General features: G+C 55.3%; 17 protein-coding genes and 1 tRNA gene. 6 read left to right on the top strand and 12 right to left on the bottom strand.

Features of this window, described 5'->3' with window-relative positions; genetic code table 11:
• Window positions 1-2,660 (bottom strand): glutamate synthase central domain-containing protein (locus tag B2T33_RS18515; protein ID WP_286792844.1); only part of this gene is annotated, 2,660 nt, incomplete at its 3' end.
• A 28-nt stretch (window positions 2,661-2,688) separates the two neighbouring features.
• Window positions 2,689-4,119, bottom strand: a complete 1,431-nt coding sequence (locus B2T33_RS18510) for an NAD(P)-dependent oxidoreductase (protein ID WP_044829261.1) — start codon at window positions 4,117-4,119, stop codon at window positions 2,689-2,691.
• Window positions 4,120-4,384: 265 nt separating this feature from the next.
• Between B2T33_RS18510 and B2T33_RS18505 the strand changes: the two genes are divergently transcribed.
• Complete coding sequence (locus B2T33_RS18505; protein WP_286792843.1) at window positions 4,385-5,215, top strand: undecaprenyl-diphosphate phosphatase; 831 nt, start codon at window positions 4,385-4,387, stop codon at window positions 5,213-5,215.
• Between the two features lie 41 nt (window positions 5,216-5,256).
• Window positions 5,257-5,796 carry a GNAT family N-acetyltransferase gene (locus tag B2T33_RS18500; protein ID WP_286792842.1) on the top strand — a complete coding sequence of 180 codons (540 nt, stop codon included), beginning with the start codon at window positions 5,257-5,259 and terminating at the stop codon, window positions 5,794-5,796.
• A gap of 23 nt (window positions 5,797-5,819) precedes the next feature.
• Here the strand turns inward: B2T33_RS18500 and B2T33_RS18495 are convergent, their stop codons facing one another.
• The 4 genes from B2T33_RS18495 to B2T33_RS18480 all read right to left on the bottom strand — a co-directional run bounded on the left by B2T33_RS18495 (window position 5,820) and on the right by B2T33_RS18480 (window position 9,710).
• Window positions 5,820-6,095: a DUF3572 domain-containing protein gene (locus tag B2T33_RS18495; RefSeq protein WP_197146075.1), complete on the bottom strand. Its 276-nt coding sequence runs from the start codon at window positions 6,093-6,095 to the stop codon at window positions 5,820-5,822.
• Between the two features lie 28 nt (window positions 6,096-6,123).
• Window positions 6,124-6,516, bottom strand: a complete 393-nt coding sequence (locus B2T33_RS18490) for a hypothetical protein (protein ID WP_008888359.1) — start codon at window positions 6,514-6,516, stop codon at window positions 6,124-6,126.
• 70 nt (window positions 6,517-6,586) lie between these two features.
• Window positions 6,587-9,328: a cation-transporting P-type ATPase gene (locus B2T33_RS18485; protein ID WP_286792841.1), complete on the bottom strand. Its 2,742-nt coding sequence runs from the start codon at window positions 9,326-9,328 to the stop codon at window positions 6,587-6,589.
• Between the two features lie 295 nt (window positions 9,329-9,623).
• Window positions 9,624-9,710: transfer RNA gene (locus tag B2T33_RS18480), tRNA-Leu, on the bottom strand.
• 200 nt (window positions 9,711-9,910) lie between these two features.
• On the opposite strand from B2T33_RS18480, the gene B2T33_RS18475 reads away from it, so the two are divergent.
• From B2T33_RS18475 to B2T33_RS18465, 3 genes are all read left to right on the top strand, one after another.
• Window positions 9,911-11,314 (top strand): autotransporter domain-containing protein, encoded by a 1,404-nt coding sequence (locus tag B2T33_RS18475; protein ID WP_286792840.1) that lies wholly within the window; start codon window positions 9,911-9,913, stop codon window positions 11,312-11,314.
• 135 nt (window positions 11,315-11,449) lie between these two features.
• Window positions 11,450-12,136 (top strand): 5,6-dimethylbenzimidazole synthase, encoded by a 687-nt coding sequence (gene bluB / locus B2T33_RS18470; protein ID WP_082923349.1) that lies wholly within the window; start codon window positions 11,450-11,452, stop codon window positions 12,134-12,136.
• Between the two features lie 36 nt (window positions 12,137-12,172).
• Entirely contained in the window at window positions 12,173-12,427 is a 255-nt protein-coding gene (locus B2T33_RS18465; protein ID WP_008888363.1) for a hypothetical protein, read from the top strand.
• A 46-nt stretch (window positions 12,428-12,473) separates the two neighbouring features.
• Here the strand turns inward: B2T33_RS18465 and B2T33_RS18460 are convergent, their stop codons facing one another.
• From B2T33_RS18460 to B2T33_RS18440, 5 genes are all read right to left on the bottom strand, one after another.
• Window positions 12,474-12,818: a hypothetical protein gene (locus tag B2T33_RS18460; protein WP_063088499.1), complete on the bottom strand. Its 345-nt coding sequence runs from the start codon at window positions 12,816-12,818 to the stop codon at window positions 12,474-12,476.
• A 92-nt stretch (window positions 12,819-12,910) separates the two neighbouring features.
• Complete coding sequence (locus B2T33_RS18455) at window positions 12,911-13,672, bottom strand: competence/damage-inducible protein A (RefSeq protein ID WP_414716649.1); 762 nt, start codon at window positions 13,670-13,672, stop codon at window positions 12,911-12,913.
• 62 nt (window positions 13,673-13,734) lie between these two features.
• A complete protein-coding gene (mutT, locus tag B2T33_RS18450; protein WP_063088498.1) occupies window positions 13,735-14,166 on the bottom strand; it encodes an 8-oxo-dGTP diphosphatase MutT in 432 nt (143 codons plus the stop codon).
• A gap of 84 nt (window positions 14,167-14,250) precedes the next feature.
• The gene (locus B2T33_RS18445; RefSeq protein ID WP_286792838.1) at window positions 14,251-16,137 is read right to left on the bottom strand and encodes a tetratricopeptide repeat protein; all 1,887 of its coding nucleotides are present in this window, start codon (window positions 16,135-16,137) and stop codon (window positions 14,251-14,253) included.
• 39 nt (window positions 16,138-16,176) lie between these two features.
• Window positions 16,177-18,219 carry a tetratricopeptide repeat protein gene (locus B2T33_RS18440; protein ID WP_286792837.1) on the bottom strand — a complete coding sequence of 681 codons (2,043 nt, stop codon included), beginning with the start codon at window positions 18,217-18,219 and terminating at the stop codon, window positions 16,177-16,179.
• A 266-nt stretch (window positions 18,220-18,485) separates the two neighbouring features.
• On the opposite strand from B2T33_RS18440, the gene B2T33_RS18435 reads away from it, so the two are divergent.
• On the top strand, window positions 18,486-19,343 hold the full coding sequence (locus B2T33_RS18435; protein WP_197146083.1) for an alpha/beta hydrolase: 858 nt from the start codon (window positions 18,486-18,488) through the stop codon (window positions 19,341-19,343).
• Window positions 19,344-19,403: 60 nt separating this feature from the next.
• Here the strand turns inward: B2T33_RS18435 and secA are convergent.
• The coding region (gene secA / locus B2T33_RS18430; protein ID WP_286792836.1) for a preprotein translocase subunit SecA at window positions 19,404-21,842 on the bottom strand (2,439 nt) is incomplete at its 5' end.

The following is a 21,842-nucleotide window of genomic DNA, read 5'->3' as shown; positions in this document are numbered from 1 at the left end:
TTGCGGATTTCGGTGATGCTTTCGACCTTGTCCTGATGAACAGGGCTATGGTCACTGCGGAAATCAAGAAGATCGCGCAGATGAAGCGGTTCACGCGACCGCAGACCTTCGGAGAACTTGCGGAAGGTGTTGTAGCTGCCAGACGTCACAGCGGACTGCAAGGTGTGGATCAGCGGACCGGTCCAGACATGGCGTTCGCCACTGCGGCGATATTTGTAAAGACCACCAACCGGCAGGGTCACGACATTGCCGTTAAACGCCTCTTTGTGCTGGGCGATGGTGCGGCGCTGGATGCCCTGAAGACCGATACCCGAAATGCGCGACGGCATGCCCGGGAAGAATTCAGCCACGAGCGAGCGCGACAAACCGATGCTTTCGAAGTTATAGCCACCACGATAGGAGCTAATGATCGAGATGCCCATTTTCGACATGATCTTGAGCAGGCCGGCATCAATCGCGGCCTTGAAGCGCTGCATGACTTCAGCCGTGCTGTTCACATTCGGGAACAGGCCACGCGCATAACGGTCAAGCAGGCCTTCCTGTGCGAGATAGGCGTTAACCGTGGTCGCACCGACACCGATCAGAACGGCGAAGTAATGCACATCCATGCATTCCGCCGAGCGAACGTTAAGCGAAATGTAGGTACGCAGCGACGTCTTGACGAGGTGGCTGTGAACGCCGCCGGTCGCCAGGATCATCGGGATTGCCGCACGGGTTTCGGAAATGCCTTCGTCGGTCAGGATGACGTGAAGGGCACCACCGCGAACGGCTTCTTCGGCTTCGCGTTGAATGCGGGTGATCGCTTCGCGCAGCGCCATCTTGCCACCATTGATATCAAAGGTGGTGTCGATTTCGACTGCACTGTCGCCCATATAGCCGCGCATTGCGTCATATTCGGAGTTGGTCAGAACCGGGCTTTCGAGCTGCAGCAGATCGCACTGGCTTTCATCCTCGTCGAGGATGTTGCCAAGGTTGCCGAGACGGGTTTTCAGGCTCATGACGCGCGCTTCACGAAGACTGTCGATCGGCGGGTTGGTGACCTGCGAGAAGTTCTGACGGAAGAAGTGATGCAGGCCACGATAACGGTCAGACAAGATCGCAAGCGGGGTGTCATCACCCATCGAGCCAATGGCTTCCTTGCCGTCCTCACCCATCGGATGGAGGATCAGCTCAAGGTCTTCATGGGTCAGGCCCATCGACTTCTGCAGACGCAGCAGACGTTCTTTTTCGAAATGAGCCGGCTCGGTACGTTCCGGTGAAATCAGGTCATCAAGCACCTTGGTGCGACCAACCCATTTCGACCAGTCACGACGAGCTGCCAGCTGATCTTTCAGTTCCGCGTCATGGAGCAGTTTGCCTTCTTCAAGGTTGACCGCAATCATCTGACCCGGGCCGAGGCGGCCTTTTTCAACGCAGGCTTCCTCGTCGATATGAACCATACCGGTTTCAGAACCCGCAATCAGAAGACCATTGCCGGTAACTGCATAACGCAGCGGACGCAAACCGTTACGGTCCGTACCACCCATCAGCCATTTGCCGCCATACGCCGCAAGAGCAGCCGGGCCATCCCACGGTTCCATAACCGCGTTGCAATAGGCATAGAGGTTTTTATAGCTGTCAGGCGTGGAAGCCTTTTTCGACCAGGCTTCCGGCACCATCATGGTTTTTACCATCGGCAGGTCACGACCGGCACGCACCATCAGCTCGAACACGGCATCAAGGGCAGCGGAGTCAGACGAGCCCGGCTGGATCACCGGCTTGAGGTCATCAATGCTGTCGGCATAGGCATCATGTGCCATGCGTGCTTCGTGGCTTTTCATCCAGTTGACGTTACCGCGCAGCGTGTTGATTTCGCCGTTATGGGCGAGAACACGGAACGGCTGTGCCAACGGCCAACTCGGGAAGGTGTTGGTCGAATAGCGCTGGTGATAGACGCAGAAGTTCGAAATGAAGCGGCTGTCACGCAGATCCGGATAGAAGGTATCGACGTCCTCGGCAAGGAACATGCCCTTGTAGATCACCGAACGGCACGACATCGAGCAGATGTAGAAATCCTTGATCGCTTCGGAAAGCACGGCTTTCTCGATGCGACGACGGATCGCGTAAAGGTCGATCTCGAACTTTTCTTCGCTGACATCATCGCGCACGCCGATCAGGACCTGCTCGATTTCCGGGCGGGTCTGGTTGGCTTTTTCACCGATGACCGACACATCGACCGGCACCTGACGCCAGCCAAGAATGCCGTAACCCTGCTTGAGGATTTCGGTTTCAACAATCGCACGGCAACGTTCCTGTGCCGACATGTCGATACGCGGCAGGAAGACCTGACCAACAGCAATCAGGCTGTCCGGAGCTTCCTGGTTGATGACTTTAAGATAGGCCTTAAAGAAGTCCTGCGGGATCTGAAGGTGGATACCCGCGCCATCACCGGTTTTGCCGTCGGCATCAACAGCACCGCGGTGCCAGATGGCCTTGAGCGCCTCGATCCCGGCTTCGACGACTTCGCGACGCGGCTTACCGTCAATCGCACCGACAAGACCCACGCCGCAGTTGGCGTGTTCTTCGGCCGGATCATACATCCCGCTGGCTTCAAGATGAGCCGCGTTCTTTTCAAAACGGGCGATATCGTGTGCGCCCTTGCTGTGAACGATCTTGTTCATAACTCTCTCTCCTAATGCGGCAGCGGGATTAAGCGGCAGCTTCTTTGCGCGCCAGCAAATATTCATCAATCCGGTCCGCCGCATCGCGGCCATCGCGAATTGCCCAGACCACAAGCGAGGCACCACGGGCAATATCACCAGCGGCAAACACGCCATCCAGATTGGTCATCATGGTGCGGAAGTCGATTTTGACCGTGCCCCAACGCGACACACCGAGTTCCGGTGCATCAAACAGGGTCGGCAGATCTTCGGGTTCGAAACCAAGTGCGAGGATGACCATGTCGGCATCCATGGTGTAGCTCGAACCTTCGATGATTTCCGGGCTCTGACGGCCACCGGCATCCGGGGCACCAAGACGCATCTTAACCGCACGCACACCGGTTACCTTGTCATCACCAACGAAGGCTTCCGGGTTGGTCAGCCAGACGAATTCAACGCCTTCTTCCTCGGCATTGGCGACTTCGCGCTGCGAGCCCGGCATGTTTGCACGGTCACGACGATAGAGACACTTGACCGATTTCGCACCCTGACGGATCGCGGTACGGACACAGTCCATGGCGGTATCACCACCACCGATCACCACAACATTCTTGTCCTTGGCATTCAGGGTACCGTCTTCGTAGGCAGCAACCTTGTCACCCAGACCATGGCGGTTGGACGTGGTCAGATATTCAAGTGCGGGATAGACGTTCGAGAGGCCTGCACCGGGCAGTTTCAGTTCGCGGGCCTTGTAAACGCCGGTCGCGATCAGAACGCTGTCATGTTTCTTGCGCAGGTCTTCAAGGGTGGCGTCGCGGCCAACTTCGAATTCGGTGTGCATGACAACACCGCCATCTTCGAGAAGTTTCACGCGGCGTTCAACCACATCCTTTTCAAGCTTGAAGCCCGGAATACCATAAACCAGAAGGCCGCCCATGCGGTCATAACGGTCATAGATATGAACTTCATATCCCTTGAGGCGCAGCTGTTCGGCTGCGGCCATACCACCGGGACCACCGCCGATGATGCCAACCGACATGCCATTTTCCTTGGCCGGTTTCGGCGGCTTCACCCAGCCATTCGCAAAGGCGGTATCGGTGATGTATTTTTCGACAGAACCGATGGTAACAGCACCATGGGTCGACTGTTCGATGACGCAGTTGCCTTCGCACAGGCGATCCTGCGGGCAAATGCGGCCCGTAACTTCCGGCATGTTGTTGGTTGCAGCCGAGATGGCATAAGCCTCTTCCATGCGACCTTCGGTGGTCAGGCGCAGCCAATCGGGGATGTTATTATAAAGCGGGCAATGTGCCTGGCAGAACGGCACACCACACTGCGAACAGCGTGATGCCTGATCGGCAGCATTGGCGTCCTCGAACGGAGCATAAATCTCGTTGAAATCCGTACGGCGCTCGGACGCTTCTCTTTTGTGCGGATATTTTTGTTCAAGATGAACAAACTTCAGCATCTTTTCTGTCATGACGGCCCTCTGGAAGGGTTTTATGTTGCGGGTTTCGCTCTGTATACGTGTCGAATAGGCAAGAATCCAGCACAAAATACCATTTAGGTCAATAACGCTGACTTAAATATCCAGATTAATTTTGCGGCTTTTCAGGGAAACGGCGATCAAATCACCGTAAGATTGTTTCAATAGTACCATAATGGTACTATTTATGCGTTTCGCCAAAATGGGCTAAACTGCTATAAGCGATCAGTTTTTGCAGCGAACAGGCACAGAGGCGGGCGTGACCCTACAGCACATTATTCTTCTGGCGGTCGTTCAGGGGATCACCGAATTTCTCCCGATCAGCTCATCTGGCCACCTGATACTGGCCCCGGCCATGACCGGCAGTGCGGATCAGGGTTTGTTGGTAGACGTCGCGGTTCATGTCGGTACTTTGGCCGCTGTTTTGATCTATTTCTGGCGCGATGTGTTCGCCATGCTCGGCGGATTCGTCCGGCTGTTTACCGGGCGAATCAACGCTGGTGCCCGCCTTGCCATTCATATTGTGCTGGCCACCATCCCGGTGATCGCCGTTGGATTTTACTTCAAGGTGTCCGGGATCGAGGAACAGCTGCGTTCCGTTGAGATCATCGCATGGACCACGCTTGGCTTTGGCGTGCTGCTGTGGTTTGCCGACAAGGTCGGCATGACCATCAACCGCCTTGAGCACATGCGTTGGGGCGGTGCACTCTTTATCGGCCTTGCACAGGTATTGGCGCTTATCCCGGGTACGAGCCGTTCGGGCATCACCATGACGGCCGCGCGCTTCATGGGTTATGAGCGATCCGACGCGGCACAGTTTTCAATGCTGATGTCGATCCCGGTTATTCTGGGTGCCGGTTTGCTGGCAGGCATCGATCTGCATCAGGCGGGTGACATTAATCTGACCGAAGATGTTCTTCTTGCAGCGGGTCTGTCGTTTATTACCGCCCTGATCGCCATCGCCCTTCTGATGAGCTGGCTGAAACGATCCAGCTTCACGCCGTTTGCGATCTATCGCATTTTGCTGGGCGGCGGACTTCTGGTGTGGATTTACGTCTATGGCGGTGCGCCCCTTCCGTTCCTGAGCTGATCAACCACCACCACTGTCCAACACCTACCAAAGAGCCCCACATGTTTTTACGTCCCCTTGACCCGGCGGCAGATGGCGCCGCATTGCACCGCATTTTTGGTGATCCGGATTGTTGTACCTGGCTTCCTGACCCGGCCTTTGCCGATCTTGATGCGACGATTACCAAGTTGCGCGAATGGACAACCGGGTTCGAGGCGACATCATGGGTGATCTGCGAGACACCCGATGGACCGGCCCTTGGACGTATTGCGCTTTATAATGTCGGACGCGACGAGGATGTTTGGGAAGCGGCCTGCATGGTGACCCCGCCCGCGCGGGGACGGAATTATGCTGCACGTGGTCTTTATGCCGCGATCCGGTATCTGTTTGAAAATACCACCGCGCGCCGGGTGTTTGCCGATATCGACCCGGACAATCACGCGTCGATCAGAACATTTGAAAAGCTGGGCTTCACCCGCGAGGGTGTTCTGCGCGGCGAGTGGCAAACCCATATCGGCATTCGTGATTCGGTGATTTTCGGGCTGCTGCGCACCGACAGCCTTACCGATATTGCCAACCCGCCTGAATTGATCACCGCCTAGACTGGTGTTTTGCCGGACCGGGGTCAGTCCTGCCAGATCGGGCCGCCGGACAAAACGATCTGGGCGCGCGCCGGATCTTCGGGGACGTAATCCGACTCCTCGACAAAGCGCATCAGAAACGGTTCGTGTGACAGCAGGAATTCAAGCGCACCACACTGCACCTCGTTCGAGGCGATCCCGGCTTTGAGATCATCAAGCCCCATGCCGGTTTGCGCGATCAAGCCCTGAAGCAATTCGTCGTCGCCGGCGATATGGGCGATGGCGCGAATGGCAAGAGTTTCGGCTGCTTCCTTGTTCATATGTGCGAATGCCTGCGTGATAGAACCGTTATTTGAACCATTTTGCCTTGGACAAGGCGCGCCAGACAACAAGACCGGCAATCACAATGACGCCTGCGGCAATTGCGCCCAAGCCATTGCCCGCCACCAGCACCAGCCCCCAGAAGCCGACCGTACCAAAGCCAATTGCCAGACTGAGGAAGGCGGACTTGGTCAGGGTGTCCTGATTTTTCTGGGCCATTTCGGCGCGCTTGATTTCATCGACGATCTCATACCAGGCCAGTTGCTGCCAACGGGAATATTTCAGCCCCTTGCTCGGCCCCTTGCGGAGGAATTCATCAAGCTGTTTGACGATATTGGCTGCGCGCTCTTCGGGGGCGACATATTTGCCAATCCGCTCCTTCTTGCGCGGGCCTTCGTCTTCTTGGTCTGGTAACGGCATAGGGCAGCCTGACACGTGATTGCGGCGATGCGTTATGGATAGGCGGCATCTGCTTTACATCCGGTAAACATTACCCTGTCTTGCGTTTCTGCCAGTGTCGCAGGCAAGCCTTTTCAATCTCGACCAGCACAAAGACGCTGAACCCGACACCAACGGCCATCGCCCAGCCAAGTGGCGTGATGGCGACACTTTCAAACAGATACTGCATCGGCGGGGCATAGGTGTAGATCAGCTGGAAAAGCACGACCAGTGCGACCGCGATCAACACCGCCCGACTGCCCAAAAGCCCTTGTCTGGTGAATGCCGATGCGGTCAGGAAGCGGGCGTTAAACAGATAGAACAGTTCAAACATCACAAGCGTGTTGACCGCGACCGTGCGCGACACTTCAAGGTCCGCCCCGCGGTTCTGGGACCAGACAAACACGCCGTACACACCGGCCACGAGAATGAGCGAAACAAAAATTGTCCGCCAGATCAGAAAGCCCGATAGCAACGGCGCATCGCGCCTGCGCGGTTGGCGTTTCATGACGTTATCTTCAGCCGGCTCAAAGGCAAGCGCGAGGGCGAGCGTCACCGCGGTGATCATATTGACCCACAGGATTTGTGGCGCGGTGATCGGTAACAACTGGCCCAGGGCCAGCGCCATGACAATGGTCAGGGCCTCCCCGCCGCTGCTGGGCAGGATGAACAGGATCGATTTGACCAGATTGTCGTAAACCGTTCGGCCTTCTTCGACCGCGGCGGCGATCGAGGCAAAATTGTCATCGACCAGAACCATTTCGGCGGCTTCCTTGGCGGCCTCGTTGCCCTTTTGGCCCATGGCAACGCCGACATCGGCGCGCTTGAGCGCCGGGGCGTCATTCACCCCGTCGCCGGTCATGGCAACGACATGGCCCTCTGCCTGAAGGGCCTTGACCAGACGCAGCTTATGTTCGGGACTGGTGCGGGCAAAAACGTGGGATTTCCGGGCGACGGCGCGCAATGCGTCGTCATCAAGCCCGTCAAGCTCATGGCCGCTGACAACAGGTTCCCCATCGCCAAGGCCGAGTTGGCGGGCTATGGCACCGGCCGTGATCGCATGGTCGCCCGTGATCATTTTAACCGCAATCCCGGCTGCACGGCATTTGGCAACGGCGGCGATGGCTTCGTCGCGCGGCGGATCGACCAGCCCGTAAAGGCCGATCAACACCAGATCCTGTGTGACGTCATCAAAGACCAGCTGGTGGTGGCCGTTATGGGTCGGGCGGAAGGCGAGTGCGAGTACCCGTTGACCATTTTCGGCCATTTCCTGCATGCGGGCTTCCCAATAGGGACGATCAAGGACTTCCTGATAATCTGGTCCGCCCTGAGAGTTGCACATGGCAAGAATACGTTCCGGCGCGCCTTTGACATAGATGAAGCCATGGCCTTCGGCATGGTGATGCAGGGTCGCCATGAAACGATGTTCGGATTCAAACGGGATGACGTCATGACGCGGCAGTTGACGGTTTTCGGCACCGGGTTCCAGTTCCGCCTTCATGGCAAGGGCCACCAGTGCGCCTTCGGTCGGATCGCCATCGACCGACCATTGACCATCACTTTCATGCAGACCGGCGTCACTGCACAAAAGTGCCCCGCGCGCCATTCCGGTCAGGCCGGGATGGTCATCCGGTTTGACCGGCTTGCCGTCCAGTTCAAAGCCACCCACCGGCCTATAGCCGGTGCCTGTCACGGCATAAAGATGCTTGCCGGTGGCGAGCGACTGCACCGTCATTTCGTTGCGTGTCAGCGTGCCGGTCTTGTCCGAGCAGATGACGCTGACCGATCCCAATGCCTCCACCACAGGCAGGCGACGAATGATCGCGCGCCGTGCGGCCATGCGTTGCACGCCGGTGGCAAGGGCGATGGTCATGATCGCAGGCAGACCTTCGGGGATGGCGGCGACGGCGAGCGCGACCGCACCGACAAACATGTCAGCCGCCCCGCGCCCATGCACCCAGACACCAATGGCAAAGGTAACAAAGGCGACCGCCATGATGGCTGCACTGAGCTTCCGCCCGAAGGTCGACATTTGCCGCAGAAGCGGCGTGGTAAGGGTGGTGACTTCGGACAGAAGCGCGCTGATACGGCCGATTTCGGTTTTTGACCCGGTGGCAACAACCACGCCGCAGCCCTGCCCGTGGGTGACCATGGTACCGGAATAGGCCATGGAAAAACGATCACCAAGCGCCGCGTCCGCGGCCACGGGGGACACGGCCTTATCGACGGGGATAGATTCGCCCGTCAGGATGGCTTCCTGAATTTGCAGGCCCTTGACCCGGATCAGACGCACATCAGCCGGGACCTTGTCACCCGATTGCAGATGGATGATATCGCCGGGCACGACGTCTTCGGCGGGGATTTCGATTTTACGCCCGGCCCGCTCGACGATGGCGGCAAGCGACAGCATATTTCGGATTGCCTCAAGCGCGCTTTCGGCCCGGCCTTCCTGAACAAAGCCGATGATGGCATTGATCACCACCACCGCCAGAATGACCGACGTGTCGACCCAATGCGCCAGTGCCGCCGTGACGACAGCCGCCAGCAGCAGGACATAAATCAGCACATTGTTGAATTGGGCCAGAAACCGGATCAGCGGCCCACGCCGACGCGGCGGATCAAGCCGGTTGGGACCATATTGCGCCAGACGTTCTGATGCTTGGTCTGCATCAAGGCCTTGCGGGCTTGTTTGGAAAGCCTCAAGGGCCTGATCGGCGGGTAGTGCGTGCCATGCGCCGTCCTGCTGGATCGGTACGCCCGAAAGTTCTGTGGATTTGGCAGCGACTTTGTTCATGGCGATGCTGGCCTGTTGATGGCGTGAATACGCACATCACAGATCCTATCGCACTGCAGCATCTCATACAAGAAGTCACCGGTTGATCATCACGTTACGACCAGTGCGGCGGCGGCAATGACACCAATGGCAATCAAGTGAACCATCTTCATTCTCCTGCATTGGGGATAAAACAACATCCACAGCAAACCTGTGCCGGGATGCTCACAGGATGAAATACAAAGCAGAGGATTTGATGACAGGAATTCGGCAATTTGATGCCGGGACCTTAAACAGGGTCCGTTTGCCGATGCGCTGGTGCGGGCGGCCGGACTTGAACCGGCAAAGCCTTAGGGCTGACGGATTTTAAGTCCGCTGCGTTTACCAATTTCGCCACGCCCGCGACGCGCGTTGGGACCGGCCAAAGCCGGTGCAAAGCGTTCTAGCGCGGCTTGGTTTTTGACGCAACATTCTATTGGCGCTAATCGGCACCTTTGAGCAGCTAAACAGCAATGGGGCAGAACTGCCCGTGTTTCTCCATATTCCGTGCATTTTCGTCTGTCATGCTGGACGACTGACCCAAACAGTCACGTTTAAAGTCAGATGCACAGGCGTTTTCAAGCTGCCGTGATTGCCACGGTCTGTCTGGCGGCCGTTACCTATGTCCTTCGACGGGAGATAAGCCAGCCGCCCATAATACCGCAGGCCTTTGCCCGCGATGATGCCGCACGGCCTGATGCACCGGTATTGCGCAACAAGACAACCACCCGGACCGCAAATCAGCAGCGCCACATGAACCGCCTGTATGACAAGATGGACGAAGATCTTTATGACAGCCGGGTGGCACCTTTGTTGTTTGATGGCTTCCTTTCTCCGCCGCAACAGGCCACCGAACATCTGCAATTTGGCATGGGCACACCAACGCCCAGCGAAATTCTGGCCGGGCGCAATGCGCTTTCATCGCTTGCGCGCAAGCTTGACCTTGATAGTGCGGCGGGGACGTTCCCGACCCAATCGCGCAGCGTGCATGCGCCGATCAGTATCTGGCTTGCGGGCAACCATTCCGAACTTGAAAACCGTATCACCGGGTCGGGTTATGATCCGGGCCTCAGTGGCGACACCATATCGATTGATAGCGGCGTGGATTATCTGATTGATGACGGGCTTGTGCTTGGCATCGGGGTTGGCTGGGGCAGCACGGTTGGCGAATCCAGCACCCGGCAATTGGGCTATCGCGAGAACAATCTTGCCCTGTCGCCATACTTTGTGTCACGGGTGACAGACTGGTTTAACCTGCGCGGCAGCATCAGCCTTGGCCAAAGCACCATCCGCCAATCCCCGATTGGCTCGGTGCCCGATAATCTGCGCTATGCCGAACGGCTTGACAGCACCAGCATTTCAAACAGCATCGGCTTTGGCACCGACTATGAATTCGGCGCGGTGCCGCTGCGCATCCAGCTTGATGGCGACATCACCACCGCGCGCGAATATGTTGATGCGGCGCGCGCCACCAGTGGCGGACTTGTGCCCGGAAGCATCGCGACCACACAGCTTTTTGATGCCTCGGTCGAGGCGCGCTATCGCCTTGGCTTTGGCAATCATGAAATCATTCCGTTTGCCGGACAGGACGAAACCATATCGCTTCTGAACCAGAATTACGGGCGCAGCGGATCAACGCGCTATTATGCAGGTGCCGATTATGCCTATGACCCGCTGAGTTTTGATCTCAGCATTCAGGGGTTTCGCGATATCGCCACCGGGTCTGAGGACATTACCGGCATTCGATCGGAGTTTTCCCTGATCCATGATGTCGCACAGTCCTCCATGACGCTTGAGCCGTTTATCAGCATTGAAAGCACCAATCTTTATCTTGATACCGGGGGTGGCATTACCCAGCAATGGGGAAGTTTCCCCGCCAGTGTCAGTTTCGAGCTGCGGCGAAAACTGAGCTATGAAGTGTCGCACGGCAACTATACCGGTTTTCTGACCATAGATGTGCCGTTCTAGCCTTACGCAGGCGCATGGTACGCAAAAATCGGCTGTGATGGATCGATGAGATCATCTTGCTATTGGCGATAGCGACGCTGACAGGTAGGGTGCAAAACAATTGAGATTTACCTCGCATTTCATCAGGCCCGCGCCATGACCAAACCAGATCAGATTGCCACAAACAGCGCCCCGGAAACGGACCTGACGCCGCCGGTTTTTGACCAGGCGTTTCAAAAGCAGTTCATCAATCTTTTGCTGTGGCGGCGCGATGTCCGGCGTTTTCGCACCGACCCGATCCCTAAGGGCGATATCGACGATCTGATCAAGGAAGCCTGCCTGGCGCCGTCTGTCGGCAATTGTCAGCCATGGCGCTTTGTGAAGGTCAATGACCCGAAACGCCGCAAATCAATTCGCGACAGTTTCGAACGCGCCAACAATGAAGCACTTAATGACTATCACGGTGAACGCGCCAAGCTTTATGCGTCGCTGAAGCTTCAGGGCATGGATCAGGCCCCGGTACAGTTGGCCGTCTTTGCCGATGAAGAAACCGAAGCCGGCATGGGCCTTGGGCGCAAGACCATGCCTGAGATGCTTGATTATTCTGCGGTCGCCGCCGTGCAGTTGCTGTGGCTGGCGGCACGTGTGAAGGGCATCGGGGTTGGCTGGGTTTCGATCCTTGAGCCCGATGTGGTTGGCAAGACACTTGATGTGCCAGACCATTGGCGCCTCATTGCCTATCTGTGTATCGGATATCCCGAAGAAGATCACGTCGTGCCCGAACTGGTGCGCGAAGGCTGGCAGGATCGCATTGATCCCGATGCGCTGACACTTGAACGCTGATTGCCAAACCATATTTCAGAACGCAAGGAATACAGAATGTCTGGCGAACCAAGCCAACCGAACAATCCCGAACAGCCGCCTCAAAAAAAGGGCCTGTCGAACGGGGTCTATTTCAAGATCATGGGCTATCTTCTGACCGCGGGTTGGGTCGGGATCATTTTGGCCGCATCCGGCGGGGATTCAAGCCATCCGTTGTTTGACTACATTTTCATTGTGCCGCTGGCGGGCTGGATCATCGGGATGCTGGTTGCGCGCGTGATCGCCAAGAAATCCGGTGCAGACCGGCCATAAGGCAGGTGTTCATCGTTCCAGAAAGGCGCCACCAAACGGCGCCTTTTTATTTTCTGTCATCTGAATTGCGGTTGCGGGTGCGTTCATCGCGATAGCGGTCATCATCGGAAAAGCCGCCAAGCGTCATGATCCCGATGCCCAGACTGATGCTGCCAAAGGTCACAAACAGGCCGAAAAACAGCAGGAAGATAAAGATCGGCGCATCACGCGATGACGTCGCAAGACTGTAAATCCCGCCAATATCGAAATACAGAACCAACGCCCCGAACACCAGCGCGCCAAACCCGCCGTAAGCTGTGTGTTCGATCATGAATTTCACAATCGACCGGGCTTCGCGAGCGGCCTGACTGTTGCGCGCGTCATTGTGCGGATCATGGTTCTGATCGGTCATGTTGTCTTCCCGAAAAAGGTCAGAACAATTCTAGACACAGCCCCAAGACATTACCTTGATCAAACGCAATTCAAGGCCACTGGGCAAGGCAATCAGACAGCACCGGTATCCTCGATCACGTCCTTGCCGCCTTCGATGATGGCAAGGCGAATGCGATCAGATGCCTGATTGACGTCATCGGCACTCTCCCCGCGCACGACAAGCGTAGTGCCAAGCTTTCCTTCACGCAGGAACGGATAGGATCCGATGTCGGTTTCCGGGAAATCGGCCTGAATTTCGCCCAACACCTTGGCGATCGTGCCTTCGGGGATATAGCCGCCGACAGAGCGCGATACCATCGGTTTGCCGCCGATCAGCTGATGTTTGATGCCCTGGAACATGGCCTGCATGATCATCGGCACACCGGCCATGACATAGACGTTTTCCATGCGGAAGCCCGGCGCCTTGGAAATCGGGTTCTGGATCAGCTCCGCCCCGACCGGAATGCGTGCCATACGCAGGCGCGCTTCATTGAGGTCTTCGGGGTTTTCATAATGGCTTTTAAGCAAGTCATGGGCGTCTGCATTGAGTTCAATCGCCACCCCGAATGCCTTGGCAACACATTCCGATGTGATGTCATCGTGGGTCGGGCCAATACCGCCGGTGGTAAAGACGTAATCGAATTTTGCCCGGCATTCATTCACGGTTTGGATGATGGTGGCTTCAATATCGGGAATGACGCGGGTTTCGGCCAAGCGGACGCCAAGCGCATTCAGTTCCTCTGCCAGATAAGGCAGGTTCTTGTCATGGGTGCGGCCAGACAGGATTTCATTGCCGATAATAATCAGACAGGCACGGACCGGATCAGACATCATATCCCCACAACATCATTCAAACTTCAATGCGCGATCTCATACGCCACAAACGCGCAGATGGCTCACAGAAAATCGCGAAGCATCGCCACAAGCGGCACATCGGCCGGCGGCATCGGGTAATCGCCCAGACGGACCGGACGCACCCATTTCACCTGCTGACCTTCCATCGGGGTGATTTCACCCTTCCAGACGCGGCACAGATAAAGCGGCATCATCAGATGGAAATCATCATAAGTGAAGGATGCAAAGGTAAAGGGTGCCAGGCAGCTTTCGGTGATATCAATGCCAAGTTCTTCCTTGAGCTCGCGCACCAGCGCCATTTCGGGGGTTTCACCCGCCTCGACCTTGCCGCCGGGGAACTCCCACAGGCCAGCCATGGATTTGCCTTCCGGGCGCTGAGCGATCAGCACACGATGATCGATATCGACCAGTGCGACCGCACTGACGAACACGGTTTTTTCCGGGATTTTGCCCTGGCGCAGGTCAACCGACATGCAGCCTTTATCTGGTTGTTGTATTGTCATGGCACTGTTTTATCGCGCCATCAAACCTTCGCCAAGTGCAGAAAGCATCGAGGGTCACTTTGCGCGGGTCAGATCAATGTCATCGGGCGCGAGGCCCTTGAGATAACGGTCATATGCGGCTTCAAATGCAGCTTCGATGTCTCGTGTATAGGTGACCGTATCAAACAGCGGACAGGTCTTGATCTGTTCCTGTAATTTCTGCTTCAAGGCCATGATCTTTTCGGGATGAAGCGCCAGATCCAGTGCAATGGCCTCATAGTCCGCTTCATCCTTGGCAATCAGCTCAGACATATTGGCTGCCGTCAAAATGCTGGCCGCCACACGAGCGGCAAATTGCTCTCCGGGCAAGGTCACGAGCGGCAAGCCGGCCCAGAGCGCATCACTCGCCGTCGTGTGTGCGTTGACATTAAAGGTATCGAGTAACAGGTCGGCATGCTTATGGCGTGCGAGATGTTCCGGTTCTGGCGTCTTGTCGGCAAAGACCAAACGGCCTGGATCAATGCCGCGCTTTTGCGCTTCCTTGCGCAGGTTTTCGGCGGCGTAATCGTTGCCCTTGAACAACCAAAGAACCGAGCCCTCAACCTTGCCGAGAAGCCGCATCCAGATATCAAATTCCCGCGGGGTTATCTTGTAGGTGTTGTTGAAACTACAAAATACAAAGCCGGTTTCTGGAAGGCCGAAATCCTTGCGCGTTGTGTTCGTCTCCGGGATGCGGCGTTGGTCATCATTGGGCTGATAGCAATTTGGCAGATAGATCGGCTTTTCAGACAAATACTTTTTGTGCGTTTCAGGCGCGGTGAACTTGTCGACAATCATATATTCGATGAAGTCAGCCCCGATAGAACCCGGATTGCCAAGATAGTTGATCTGAACCGGGGCGATGCGCCGGGCAAAGATACCAATCCGTCCCATCCGCGTGTGGCCCTTAAGATCGATGGCGATATCGATGTTCTTTTTACGCGCGAGCTGCACAATCGCCTCGTCCGAGGAACCCGAGACATCAGAGAAACTATCAAAATAGTTTATCGCCTCATCAAGGCTCCGGCTTTCCTTGACCACCCCATATGAGAAGCCGTGAATTTCGAACTTGTCGTGATCATGATTTCGGAGCAGCCCCATCATCAGCGATAGTGTCGCATGGTCATGGAAGTCGGCTGAAAAATAGCCGATACGCAACTTGGCCGGGCGCATTGATGGAACGCCCCCTTGCCACGTCGCCCCTTGCCCGAATTTGGCCGAGACGAATTTCCGACATCGGGCCAATTGCCTTTCCGGCGCGTCTTCAAGGGGTAGCAGCGAAAATGGTGTTACTTCTTCGCCCTCTATTCCCAGTGTCTTGGCGACACGCGAAAAGGCATCAAGCCAGGACCAATCGCACATCATTGCCAAACTATAGAACCGGTTTGCCACGGCACTTTTCAGATCCGGGTTCAGAGCATTGGCCTTGGCGTAGCTTTGGGCTGCTGCGGGTAATTGTCCCTTGCTAAAAAACACATGGGCCAAGTTGGCATAGGCGTCGGCGAATTGCGGGTCGAGCTGAAGCGCCTTGGCAAAATACTGCTGGGCAGTATCAAGCTGCCCAACTGTCATCAGGACAATGCCGGCTCCGTTATAGGCCGGGGCATAGTAGGCGTCGCAACTTGCCGCGCGCTGATAGCATTGAAGCGCTTCGTTGAACTTGCCAATGATTTGATAAAACACACCAAGATTTTGATGAGATTTAGGGTTTTGCGGAGCAAGTTCGACAACCTTCTCGAAGCACATCGCTGCCTGCCCATTATCCTTTTTGAGGAAATGGGCATTTGCCAAAACATCCCAGAGCACAACCGCGTTGGGTTCGGTTTTCAGAAATTCTTCGCACATGGAAATGGCCAGATCCGGCTGATTATTCGCGATCACCTTTTTTGCGCGCGACACCACCTGTTCCACCGCAGTGCTCAAAACTTCTTCCTCATTTCCTGTGCAAAATTCGCCACTACGTTATTGGCTGACAAGGTCAATGTCCCCCGGCGCCTGTTGGCGGAGATAGCGCTCATAGGCCGTGTCATAACCCCGCTCCAGATCAAGGGTATATGATTTTGTATCAAACAGCGGACAGGCTTTGACGTTTTCTTTGACCTTTACCTTCATGGCAGCGGTCTTTTCCGGGTGCAAAGCAAGATCAAGGGCAATCGCCTCGTACTCTTCTTCGGATTTGGCAATCAGTTCGGGAAGATCTGCCGCCTTTAGAACGCTTGCGGCGACCCGGGCGGCAAATTGTTTTCCGGGAAGGGTTACAAGCGGCAATCCGGTCCAAAGCGCATCACTTGCCGTGGTATGAGCATTAACATTGAAGGTATCGAGGAACAGGTCGGCATGTTTGTGACGGGCGAGGTGTTGTTCCTCGGGCAGATAGCCGGCAAAGACAAGGCGGGCAGGATCCACGCCGCGATTTCCGGCTTCCTTGCGAAGGTTGAGCATCGCGTCCTCGCTGCCTTCGAACAGCCAAAGAACAGAACCATCTACCTTCTTAAGCAAGCGCATCCAGATATCGAATTCACGCGGCGAAATCTTGTAATTGGCATTGAACGAACAGAACACGAAGCCATTTTCCGGTAAGCCCAACTCGGTGCGTGCTTGGGTGTTTTCCGGGAACTCCCGACCGCCGTCATTGGGCTGATAGCAATGCGGCATGTAGATGATTTTTTCGCTATAGGCATTCTTGTATTCGTCGGGGATGATGGCGTGATCTGCGATCAGATAGTCGATGTAATTGGCCCCCAAAGTCCCCGGATAACCAACATAGTTAATCTGAATTGGCGCCATCCGATAGGCAAATAGCTGTGGCCGCCCTGATTGTGTGTAGCCCTTTAGATCAATCGCAATATCGATCCCTTGGTCACGCGCATGCTGAACGATTTTCCGGTCCGAAAAATTACGGACATCCCAGTTTCTATCGACCAGTTTTTGCAACTGAGCGCGACGCCAGCCATCTGTGACACCGCCATAACTGTAGGTGTGGATTTCAAAGCGGCTTTTATCGTGGTCCCTGAAAAGCCCCATCATCAGGGATAGCGTCGCATGATTGTGAAAGTCCGCCGAAAAATAACCGATTTTCAGTTTCTGCGGACGGGCACCCGGTCGCCGGAATTGCGGGAAACTATCGCGTACGGCCAGCTCCCCAGCTCTGTTCTCTGAACGCTTTTTCTGCGCGTATGGGTCGTCTTCAAAATGCAATAAGGAAAACGGCGAAACACAGTTCCCCGGATTGCCGATCGCCCTTACGTTTTGAAATTCGGGAGCAAGAAGAGACCAGTCACAAATTTGCGCACGTGCATACAAAAAGTCAGACAGTGCCGACATACTACTTGGATGAAGTTTAGCAACTTTTTCAAATGCTTGTTTAGCAGCAGCACGTTTTTTGTTTCGATATAGAATGACGGCAAGATTATGGTATGCATCCGCTAAATTTGGGTCGTTGGTAATCGCCTGCACGCAGAATCTTTCGGCTTCGTCAAAACGCTGCATTTCCATCAGAACGGTCGCGCAGCTGTTCAAGATGTTGGCGTTTTTGGCCTGAAGATAGCTGGCGTTTTGATAGGCTTGCAGTGCTAGGCCTAATTTCTTCTGGGATGAAAACAGGTTTCCAATATTAACCCAAGCGGTCGCAAAGTTTTTGTCGAGCTCAATTGCCTTACGCAGGCATTTTTCTGCTTCTACCTGCTTTTGATCCCGAGCGTAGGCAAACCCCAGCAGGTTCCACACCTGAGCATTTTCCGGAGCACTTTCGACAAGTTGCTTTGCCAGTTCAATCGCCCTTGCAAACGCGCCCTGCTCAATCAGCTGCGAGGCTTTCATGAAAGCCTGTTGCGCGGAAATACCATTTCCGGATGCGGAATCACGCAACTTCTCAAGAGCGGCTTTCGCGCGTGTGTTTTTCGGGTAGTCCTGAAGAAACTGTTCGTACAGCTTGATCGCTTCGTCAATCTGGCCCTGATTTTCGAGCTTTTTTGCGCGTTTGGACAGTTGATCGAATGAGGACACTTTGACGGGATCTCCGAATTTGAACTTTGCCCGGAAAGTCTAGGGAGCAGGCAATTAAGGACTCATAAATACATCCCAACAATACACATGCGACGTGCTGCTTTACAGGTCTGGATTGTCAAAATCCGAGGACATAACGGGTGTGGTCAGCGCAAACATCCATTTGATTGTTTTAAACGGAATTCAGTGCGCTAACGTATTGACTATATAAACGATAATTTTTGCATAGATCGGCACCCCGAATGTTTCCCAAAAAGTTTCTGAGCATGACGACCAATTCCATTGTCGCAATGGTGCTTCTGGCCGGATGTGACAAGCTTGGTGCTTATAATCACTGGCAGGCTGGCGATTTAGAACCTGATATCGCGGCACTTTCCTATGGCCCGGATGAGCGGCAGGTTCTGGATCTTTATTTGCCCGATCCCTCCCTTCAGCCGGCCCCACTTGTGATCTGGTTTTATGGTGGTTCCTGGGATTCTGGTGATCGCGGCAAGTACGCCTTTATTGCCAAACGTTTTACCGAATTTGGCTATGCGGTTGCCATTCATGATTACCGATTGGTGCCCGATGTTCGTTTTCCGGACTTTATCGAGGACGGGGCGTCTGCGATCGCCTTTATGAAAAACTATGCCGGGCAAAACCCAGGTCAGATCAAGGATGTCCCGATTATGTTGGCCGGTCATTCCGCCGGGGCCTATAACGCCGTTCAGCTGGTTGCAGACCAGCAATATCTGCAAGCTGTCGGGCTTGATGCCGATGACATTGCCGGCATCATCGGGCTTTCGGGCCCGTATGATTTTTACCCCTATGATGTTGCGGCCACCCGAAATGCGTTTGGCGAGACACCGGCCGATCAGAGCCAGCCGGTCGCGATGGATCTTACGCATATGCCGCCGCTTTTGTTGATTACGGGCACCCGTGATCACACAGTCTTTCCGCGCAATTCGCGCAAACTCGCCGAACTGGCCCCGAGCGCGGAACTTGTCGAAGTCCCCGAAACGGGCCATGCCGGAACCCTGATTGCGCTGGGGTTCTATCTGACAACCGATGATGCAGTGCTGAATCCGGTCAAACAGTTCCTGCAAAGCCACCTGCCAACCAAGGCCCTGGCAGCAAGCAACTGACAAAGAAAAAGCGCGCATCCCGAAGGAGCGCGCTTTTTCTTTAATTCATGGCCAAAGTGATCAGTTCAACTGACCGTGGCAATGCTTGTATTTCTTGCCAGATCCGCAAGGGCAGGCCTGGTTGCGGGCAACGCGGCCCCAAGTAGAGGGATCGTTGGGATCGAAATTGCCCGGCTGACGCGACTGAACGGTTGCGGTATCGACACCCTGCTCGGTTGCTTCGAGTTCGTCGCGGTTTTCGCGCATTTCCTGTTGCGGACGGCGCGGTGCTTCGAGGTCTTCGGGGCGCGGGGTCGATTGCAGTTCGACATGCGACAGCATCTGGGTCACGCGTTCGCGCAAGGATACCAGCATGGCTTCAAACATGTTGAAGGCTTCGCGCTTGAACTCGTTGAGCGGGTCGCGCTGGCCATAGGCGCGCAGGCCAATGCCCTGACGCAGGTGATCAAGGGCAAGAAGATGCTCTTTCCATGACTGGTCAAGGAGCTGCAGCACGAGGCTTTTTTCAACCTGGCGCATGATGTCAGCACCATAGTTGGCAACCTTGGCCGCCATTTTCGCATCCGCTGCCTTTTCAATGCGTTCGCGCATGACTTCCTGATCGATGCCTTCTTCCTTGACCCAATCAGAAATCGGCAGATCAAGACCCAGAAGACGGGTAACTTCTTCGTGCAGGCTGGCGGCTTCCCACTGCTCGGGATAGACCTTGGCCGGGCAGTATTTGTCGACCATGTCTTCGATGACTTCGGCGCGCATGTCAGCAACGTCTTCGGCAACGTTCTTGGCCTGCATCAGATCGCGGCGCTGTTCATAGACGACCTTACGCTGGTCATTCATGACATCGTCAAATTTCAGAACGTTCTTACGAATGTCGAAGTTGCGTGCCTCGACCTTCTGCTGGGCTTTCTCAAGCGCCTTGTTGATCCACGGATGGTAAATTGCTTCACCTTCCTGCAGACCCAGTTTCTGCAGCATGCCGTCCATGCGCTCTGACCCGAAAATACGCATCAGGTCATCTTCAAGCGACAGATAGAATTTCGATCCACCCGGGTCACCCTGACGGCCGGAACGACCACGCAGCTGGTTATCCACACGCCGTGATTCATGGCGTTCGGTACCGATCACAAACAGGCCACCAGCGGCGAGAACCTTTTCCTGATCAGCCTTGACCTCGGCTTTGATCTTTTCAATCGCGGCCGCACGTTTGGCTTCGTCGGTGACATTAGCCAGCTCGTGTTCAACGCGCATTTCAACGTTGCCACCAAGTTTGATGTCGGTACCACGACCGGCCATATTGGTGGCAATCGTGATCGCACCCGGCGCACCGGCCTGGGCCACGATCAAGGCTTCGCGTTCATGCTGCTTGGCGTTGAGAACTTCGTGCGGGATTTTCTTCTTTTTCAGAAGATCGGACAGAATTTCCGATTTCTCGATCGAGACCGTCCCGACAAGGGCCGGCTGGCCGCGCTTGTGGCAATCTTCGAGCTGTTCGGAGATCGCAATCCACTTTTCATTGGCGGTGCGATAGATCTCGTCATCGGCATCTTTACGGGCAATCGGTCGATGGGTCGGTATTTCGACAACCTGAAGGTTGTAGATTTCCTCGAATTCTTCAGCCTCGGTCATTGCCGTACCGGTCATCCCGGCAAGGGTCGGATAGAGACGGAAATAGTTCTGGAAGGTGATCGATGCCAGAGTCTGGTTTTCGTTCTGGATCTTGACCTTTTCCTTGGCTTCGAGTGCCTGATGCAGGCCATCGGAATAACGGCGGCCTTCCATCATACGACCGGTAAATTCGTCAATGATGACGACCTTGTCGTCCTTGACGATATAGTCGGTGTCTTTCTGGAACAGCTTGTGCGCACGCAGCGCCTGATTGACGTGATGGACCAGATGAACGTTGGCAACGTCGTAAAGCGTGCCTTCGGTCAGGATGCCCATTTCCATCAGAAGCTGTTCGGCGTGTTCGGTGCCTTCTTCGGTCAGGGTAACCGCACGCGCCTTTTCGTCCTTTTCGAAGTCTTCTTCGATCAGTTTCGGGATCAGCGCATCAATCGAGCGGTAAAGTTCGGAGCTGTCTTCGGCAGGGCCCGAAATGATCAGCGGGGTACGGGCTTCGTCAATCAGGATCGAGTCGACTTCATCGACGATCGCAAAGTTGAACGGGCGCTGCACCATGTCTTCGAGACGGAACTTCATGTTATCGCGCAGATAATCAAAGCCGAGCTCGTTATTGGTCGCATAGGTGATGTCACAGGCATAAGCCGCACGGCGCTGATCATCGGTCATGCCATGCATGATCACGCCCACGGTCAGGCCAAGGAAGCCATAGACCTCGCCCATCCATTCCGCGTCACGACTTGCCAGATAATCGTTGACCGTCACCACATGAACGCCCTTGCCCTCAAGCGCGTTCAAATAAACCGGCAGGGTCGAAACCAGGGTTTTACCTTCACCGGTTTTCATCTCGGCGATTTTGCCAGATGTCAGAACCATGCC

It is taken from the genome of Thalassospira sp. UBA4513, from assembly GCF_002388495.1.
GTDB lineage: Bacteria > Pseudomonadota > Alphaproteobacteria > Rhodospirillales > Thalassospiraceae > Thalassospira > Thalassospira tepidiphila.
This window is presented reverse-complemented; position numbering and strand designations above follow the sequence as displayed.

Coding starts and splice junctions, on each gene's coding strand:
- B2T33_RS18495 (WP_197146075.1), bottom strand. CDS start 6,095: ATGAACAAGGAAGCAGCCGAAACTCTTGCCATTCGCGCCATCGCCCAT.
- B2T33_RS18455 (WP_414716649.1), bottom strand. CDS start 13,672: ATGATGTCTGATCCGGTCCGTGCCTGTCTGATTATTATCGGCAATGAA.
- B2T33_RS18485 (WP_286792841.1), bottom strand. CDS start 9,328: ATGAACAAAGTCGCTGCCAAATCCACAGAACTTTCGGGCGTACCGATC.
- B2T33_RS18475 (WP_286792840.1), top strand. CDS start 9,911: ATGCACAGGCGTTTTCAAGCTGCCGTGATTGCCACGGTCTGTCTGGCG.
- B2T33_RS18510 (WP_044829261.1), bottom strand. CDS start 4,119: ATGACAGAAAAGATGCTGAAGTTTGTTCATCTTGAACAAAAATATCCG.
- mutT (WP_063088498.1), bottom strand. CDS start 14,166: ATGTCGGTTGACCTGCGCCAGGGCAAAATCCCGGAAAAAACCGTGTTC.
- B2T33_RS18500 (WP_286792842.1), top strand. CDS start 5,257: ATGTTTTTACGTCCCCTTGACCCGGCGGCAGATGGCGCCGCATTGCAC.
- B2T33_RS18465 (WP_008888363.1), top strand. CDS start 12,173: ATGTCTGGCGAACCAAGCCAACCGAACAATCCCGAACAGCCGCCTCAA.
- B2T33_RS18435 (WP_197146083.1), top strand. CDS start 18,486: ATGACGACCAATTCCATTGTCGCAATGGTGCTTCTGGCCGGATGTGAC.
- bluB (WP_082923349.1), top strand. CDS start 11,450: ATGACCAAACCAGATCAGATTGCCACAAACAGCGCCCCGGAAACGGAC.
- B2T33_RS18490 (WP_008888359.1), bottom strand. CDS start 6,516: ATGCCGTTACCAGACCAAGAAGACGAAGGCCCGCGCAAGAAGGAGCGG.
- B2T33_RS18460 (WP_063088499.1), bottom strand. CDS start 12,818: ATGACCGATCAGAACCATGATCCGCACAATGACGCGCGCAACAGTCAG.